The following is a 5,654-nucleotide window of genomic DNA, read 5'->3' on the forward strand; positions in this document are numbered from 1 at the left end:
GTTCGCCTCGCTGAGCCGTGTTTCGCGCAGCAAGGAATCCACGGTCAACGAGGTCGGCATGCTGCCCACCGAGGATGAAAAGGTGAGCGCCGGCGTCGTTGTTTAATAGTTTGAGACGGAGCGGCCTAGGCCATTTGCACCTTGGGGCCGGTGCTACGGATAGCCACAACTGCGTTGTGCCCACCGAAACCGAAGGAGTTGTTCAGTGCCATGATCTCGCCCTCGGGCAGCTCACGCGGGGTGCCGGTGACAACGTCCAAGGGGATTTCCGGATCCTGGTTTTCCAGGTTGATGGTCACTGGTGCAACGCGGTGGTAGACGGCCAGAACCGTCAGTACGGACTCGACAGCACCGGAGGCACCCAGGAGGTGACCCATCTGTGACTTCGTGGCAGAAACGCACACGTTGTCCACATGATCACCCAGGGCCGCTTTAAGCGCCGTGTACTCCGGCTTGTCGCCCACCGGGGTGGAGGTTGCGTGGGCGTTGACGTGCACAACGTCCTCGGGCAGGGCCCGGGCGTCATACAAGGCGGCCTTCAACGCACGTGTTGCACCAAGACCCTGGGGGTCCGGAGCAGTGATGTGGTAAGCGTCGGCGGTCACCGCGGTGCCAGCCAGTTCGCCGTAGATACGGGCGCCGCGGGCAATGGCGTGCTCTTCGGCTTCCAGTACCAGAGCGCCAGCACCTTCACCCATGACGAAGCCGTCGCGGCTGATGTCGTACGGCCGTGAAGCCGTCTCGGGGGAGTCATTGCGCTTGGACAATGCCTGCATGGCCGCGAAGGAGGCCAAGGGCATGGGGTGGATGGCGGCTTCAGCGCCACCAGCCATGACAACATCGGCCTTGCCTGAACGGATCAGCTCAAGCGCAATGTGCAGTGCCTCGGTGCCCGATGCGCAGGCGGAAACGGGGGTGTGTGCTCCGGCGCGGGCACCCAGGTCCAGGCTGACGGCCGCGGCGGGGCCGTTGGGCATGAGCATGGGAACGGTCATGGGCAGAACCCGGCGGGGTCCCTTTTCGCGCAGGGTATCCCAGGCGTCCAGAAGGGTCCAGACACCCCCGATGCCGGTGGCGAAGGCCACGGCGAGGCGGTCGTGATCGACCTCTTCAATGCCGGAGTCCTTCCATGCTTCACGGGCAGCCACAACAGCGAACTGCGTTGAGGGGTCCATGCGCTTGGCCTCGACACGGCTCAGTACTTCAGTGGCAGGAGTTGAGGCCTTGGCGGCGAAGTGAACGGGAAGATTGTACTTTTCCACCCAATCGTCGGTCAGGGTGTGGGCGCCGGAGACACCCTTGAGGGCGTTCTTCCACATGGTCGGGACGTCGCCGCCAATGGGTGTGGTGGCACCCAAGCCGGTGATGACTACTTTGCGGGCCATGGTTCAACTCTCTACAAAAGTTTCAGGGGAGGGAAGTGAAAGGTGTTGTGGTTGGCCGGGCCGTCTATCAGGATCCGGCCAACCACAAGGACCAGTGCCGCTTGCGCGGACGGGTCTGCAGGGAAGCGGTGCGGGCTTATTTAAACCTGTGCGCCTGCGATGAAGCTGACAGCGTCGCCAACGGTCTTGAGGTTCTTGACTTCCTCGTCCGGGATCTTCACATCGAACTTCTCTTCAGCGTTGACAACAATGGTCATCATGGAGATGGAGTCGATGTCCAAGTCATCCGTGAAGGACTTGTCCAGCTCTACAGCCTCGGGGGCCAAGCCAGTCTCTTCGTTGACGATTTCGGCCAAACCGGCCAGGATTTCTTCGTTGCTAGCCATTGATGGCTCCTTTTCTTGTTTTTGCTGTGATCAAGGACTTGACCTTCAGGCATATTGATCACCCCTCACATGAGGGGGACGTGTTCTTAGGGTAGGCGCACCACTTGGGCGCCAAACACCAGTCCGGCACCAAAACCGATCTGCAGCGAAAGTTTACCGGAGAGCTCCGGGTTCTCTGCCAGCAGACGGTGTGTTGCCAAAGGAATCGATGCGGCCGAGGTGTTGCCGGCGTCGGCAATGTCGCGGCCGATGATGACGTGCTCGGGCAGTTTCAGTTGCTTGGCCAGTTCGTCGATGATGCGCATGTTCGCCTGGTGGGGGACAAAGGCGCCCAGATCATCGGCGGTGATGCCGGCGTCCACGAGGGCCTTCTTGGCCATCTTGGCCATCTCCCACACTGCCCAACGGAACACTGTCTGGCCGTCCTGGCGCAGTGTGGGCCACAGGGTGGAGTGGGCCTCATCCGCAGCGGCGAGGGCGACGCCGTCGCCCTTCATGGCCTGCTCACTGAAGTCACGAATGTCCAGCTGCGAGTGGGTCATGCCGATGGTGTCCCACTTGCTGCCGTCCGAGCCCCAGACCGAGGGGCTGATGCCGGGCTCGTCCGAGGGGCCAATGACCACGGCGCCGGCGCCGTCGCCGAGCAGGAAGGAGATGGTGCGCTCGTGGTTGTCGATCACGTCGGAGAGCTTTTCTACCCCAATGACCAAGACATAGTCAGCAGCGCCGGAGCGGACCAAGGCGTCGGCCTGGGCGATGCCGTAGCAGTAGCCTGCGCAGGCGGCGGAGATGTCGTAGGCAGGTGCCGGGGATGCTCCGAGCTTGTCGGCGATCAAGGCAGCGGCCGACGGCGTTGCGTACGGGTGCGTCACCGTCGAGACCAGCACGGCACCAATCTGGGACGGCTCAATCCCGGCCTTCTCGATGGCCTCGGCGCCGGCGGAAACAGCCATGTCCACCACTGAGACATCCTTGGGGGCGCGGTGGCGGGTGATGATGCCGGTGCGCTGCTGGATCCACTCATCGGAGGAATCGATCCACTGGCACACGTCCTCGTTGGTGACGATCACGGAGGGGCGGTACGCACCAATGCCCATGATCTGTGCCCCGGGACGGGTGGCGTTCTGCTTCAGCGTTGGGGTGCTCACAGTGTTCCTGCTTCCGGTGAAAGGTGTGCTGCCAGCAGTTCCCGGGCAGCTTGGAGATCGTCTGGCGTTTTGACGGCCACGGTGGTGATGCCGGGGATGCCGCGCTTGGCCAGCCCGGTCAAAGTACCGGCCGGAGCCAGTTCAATCAGCCCGGTGACGCCCATGGCGGACATGGTTTCCATGCACAGATCCCAGCGAACGGGGCGCGATACCTGGGCGATCAACGAGGCAAGTGCCGCTTCCCCGGAAGGAACGGCGCCGCCGTCGTAATTGGAGAGCAGGGCCACCTTCGGTGTGTGCGTGGTCAGCGACGGGGCAAGAGCCTGGAGCGCCGAGACGGCCGGGGCCATGTGGTGCGTGTGGAACGCACCGGCAACCTGCAGCGGAATGACACGGGCCTTGGAAGGCGGAGCAGCCACCAAGGCGGCGATCTGCTCCAGCGTGCCGGCGGCCACGGTCTGGCCCTTGGAGTTCATATTGGCGGCTGTCAGCCCAGCGGATTCAATCGCGGCGATGACCTCATCGGGGTCTCCGCCAACCACTGCGGCCATGCCGGTGGGGGTGGCGGCTGCGGCGTCTGCCATGCGGTTGGCGCGTTCGCGCACAAAAGCCATGGCATCTGCGTTGGAGAGCGTGCCTGTGAGAGCAGCAGCGGTAATCTCGCCCACGGAGTGGCCAGCTACCAGAATTTTTCCGGGGACCAGGGCCGCGGTGGCGTCATCGCCCAACAGGGCCTGAGCTGTGATGAGCCCGGCAGCCACGATGAGGGGCTGGGCGACGGCGGTGTCCTTGATGGTTTCGGCATCAGAGGTGGTTCCATGGGCCAGCAAATCAATGCCCGCAGCCTCACTCAAAGAAGCGAGTTGCTCATGGACACCGGGGCGTTCCAGCCATGGCGAAAGGAATCCTGGGGATTGGGAGCCCTGACCCGGGCAGACTATTGCAAGCACATTAACCAGCTTTCCAAACTTAACAGTATTTACAGGGTGTTTTCCTACACCAAGCTCTTCGGCACAATTTGTAGGAAGTCTACAATGCTCACCGTGGACATGGGGTTTTCGTTGCGCCTCTTGGTGGGATGTGGACAGGACGCTGGGGCAGCTAAGTTAGTGGAACCTTTGGATCGGCAGGGTCGGCAGGATCGTTCGTGGCCCGAGGGGTGCCAGATTTCGTGGCTGGCTGCTTCGCGGTGGCGGCCTTGACGGCGGCTTGTGTGGGGGCTTTTGTCGGTGTTGCCAGCCTCCCCACGATCAGCGCCGTTTGCAGCACAAACGCTTCGCGGGGAATGAGCGGATCCCAGCCCGTCACATCGCAGACTCGGCGAAGCCGGTACCGGACGGTGTTGGAATGCACAAAAAGTTCACGAGCAGCCGCTTCCAGAGAGTGACCGCCTTGCAGATAGCTACTGAGTGTTTCCACGAGCCCATTGGAGGCCGCCACGAGGGGACGGTAAATATTGCTCATGAGGGCCCGGCGGGCCGATTCGTCGCCGCCGATGACACGTTCTGGCAGCAGATCATCTGCTGATACCGGCCGCGGGGCGGAGGGCCAGCCCTTGGCCACGGAAATGCCGGCAAAGGCCGCCTTGGCGCACGCTGTGGCGTCGGCCAAGGTTGTTGCCAGTGGACCGTACACCACCGGCCCCGGGGCAAAAAGATCGCTCAGGCGCACATAGGCTGATTCCGGGTCCTTCACGTTGCCCAGGACCAAGATCAATTTATCGCCTTGGATGCCCACCATGACATCCTCGGCGAAGCGTCCTGCGGCCCGCCGCAAGGTGGCTAGGAACATCGCGTTGGTCTCAGAGGGGGCCGGCCCCACCATGATGGTGAAGCGGCCGTGCGAGGTCCAGCCCAGCGCGGAGATGCGTGACTGCAGGGCGTCGGTGTTCTCCCCTCGCAGGATCCCGTCAACCGCAAGAGCTTCTAGCCGGGTATCCCACGCGCCACGGTTTTCTGCTGCTCGAGCGTAGACATCGGCGGCAGCAAAAGCCACCTCCCGGGAGTAGCGCAGTACAGCTTCGCGCAGGGCAACCTGCTCTTCGGGTGCGGCCAGTTCAGGAACCTTGTCTTCCACCACCTGAACCACGGTGCGGATCAGCTGCAAAGCTCGCTGGAGGCTGATGGAGCGGGTCAGTTCGGTGGGCGCCGTGCCGAAAACATCCGATAGGACCCAACTCGGTGATGAGGGGTGTTCATACCAAGAGACGAAGGCGGTGATGCCGTTTTGAGCCACCAGGCCAAGCGACGAGCGTTCATCGGCGCTGAGTCGCTGGTACCACGGCAGCGTATTTTCAAGTTCTCGTCGCATCATGTTGGACAAGGTGCCAACGTTGGCCCGCAACCGTTCCAGCGTCCCGGAGGAGTCAGCAGTTCTCGCCTGGACGGGGCTGCCCTGGACGGGGCTGGCCTTGACGGGCGGGGTAGGTGCACTGCCCTGCTCCTGTGCGGACTCCTGGGCGGATGGGCGTGTGCCCGCCGAATTTTTAGCTGCCATATCTCGAGGATATGACTTTATGTCCTTGAGGGGAATTTGTGTGAACCCAACAAGACACGGTCCCTAAGGAAAAGCGCTCAAGCCCATGGAGCTACGGGTTAACGCTAGAAGGGCGGTTGGTGTTGCTGTAGAGGTTCTACAGCACCCCCACCGCTACTCCGTCCACGGGCGCACCCAAAGCCAGCAGTTCAGCCAAGCCCAAGGAAACCGTCGGTGCTGGGCCTGACGGTGTCATCGGA

The 5,654-nt window shown here is 62.6% G+C and carries 5 protein-coding genes; all 5 read right to left on the minus strand.

From position 1 onward, the window contains the following. Window positions 1-125 precede the first annotated feature (125 nt). The 5 genes from fabF to AB0O97_RS20125 all read right to left on the minus strand — a co-directional run bounded on the left by fabF (window position 126) and on the right by AB0O97_RS20125 (window position 5,415). The gene (gene fabF, locus AB0O97_RS20105; RefSeq protein ID WP_363885026.1) at window positions 126-1,385 is read right to left on the minus strand and encodes a beta-ketoacyl-ACP synthase II; all 1,260 of its coding nucleotides are present in this window, start codon (window positions 1,383-1,385) and stop codon (window positions 126-128) included. A gap of 140 nt (window positions 1,386-1,525) precedes the next feature. Then, complete coding sequence (locus tag AB0O97_RS20110) at window positions 1,526-1,771, minus strand: acyl carrier protein (protein WP_363885028.1); 246 nt, start codon at window positions 1,769-1,771, stop codon at window positions 1,526-1,528. Between the two features lie 86 nt (window positions 1,772-1,857). After that, a complete protein-coding gene (locus AB0O97_RS20115) occupies window positions 1,858-2,868 on the minus strand; it encodes a beta-ketoacyl-ACP synthase III (protein ID WP_363839393.1) in 1,011 nt (336 codons plus the stop codon). A 47-nt stretch (window positions 2,869-2,915) separates the two neighbouring features. Continuing rightward, window positions 2,916-3,869 (minus strand): ACP S-malonyltransferase, encoded by a 954-nt coding sequence (locus AB0O97_RS20120; protein ID WP_363885030.1) that lies wholly within the window; start codon window positions 3,867-3,869, stop codon window positions 2,916-2,918. A 151-nt stretch (window positions 3,870-4,020) separates the two neighbouring features. Beyond that, the gene (locus AB0O97_RS20125; protein ID WP_363885033.1) at window positions 4,021-5,415 is read right to left on the minus strand and encodes a helix-turn-helix domain-containing protein; all 1,395 of its coding nucleotides are present in this window, start codon (window positions 5,413-5,415) and stop codon (window positions 4,021-4,023) included. Between the last annotated feature and the right edge of the window lie 239 nt (window positions 5,416-5,654).

Origin of the sequence: Specibacter sp. NPDC078692, from assembly GCF_040686835.1 — a bacterium.
Lineage (GTDB): Bacteria > Actinomycetota > Actinomycetes > Actinomycetales > Micrococcaceae > Specibacter.

Coding starts and splice junctions, on each gene's coding strand:
- fabF (WP_363885026.1), bottom strand. CDS start 1,385: ATGGCCCGCAAAGTAGTCATCACCGGCTTGGGTGCCACCACACCCATT.
- AB0O97_RS20110 (WP_363885028.1), bottom strand. CDS start 1,771: ATGGCTAGCAACGAAGAAATCCTGGCCGGTTTGGCCGAAATCGTCAAC.
- AB0O97_RS20115 (WP_363839393.1), bottom strand. CDS start 2,868: ATGGGCATTGGTGCGTACCGCCCCTCCGTGATCGTCACCAACGAGGAC.
- AB0O97_RS20125 (WP_363885033.1), bottom strand. CDS start 5,415: ATGGCAGCTAAAAATTCGGCGGGCACACGCCCATCCGCCCAGGAGTCC.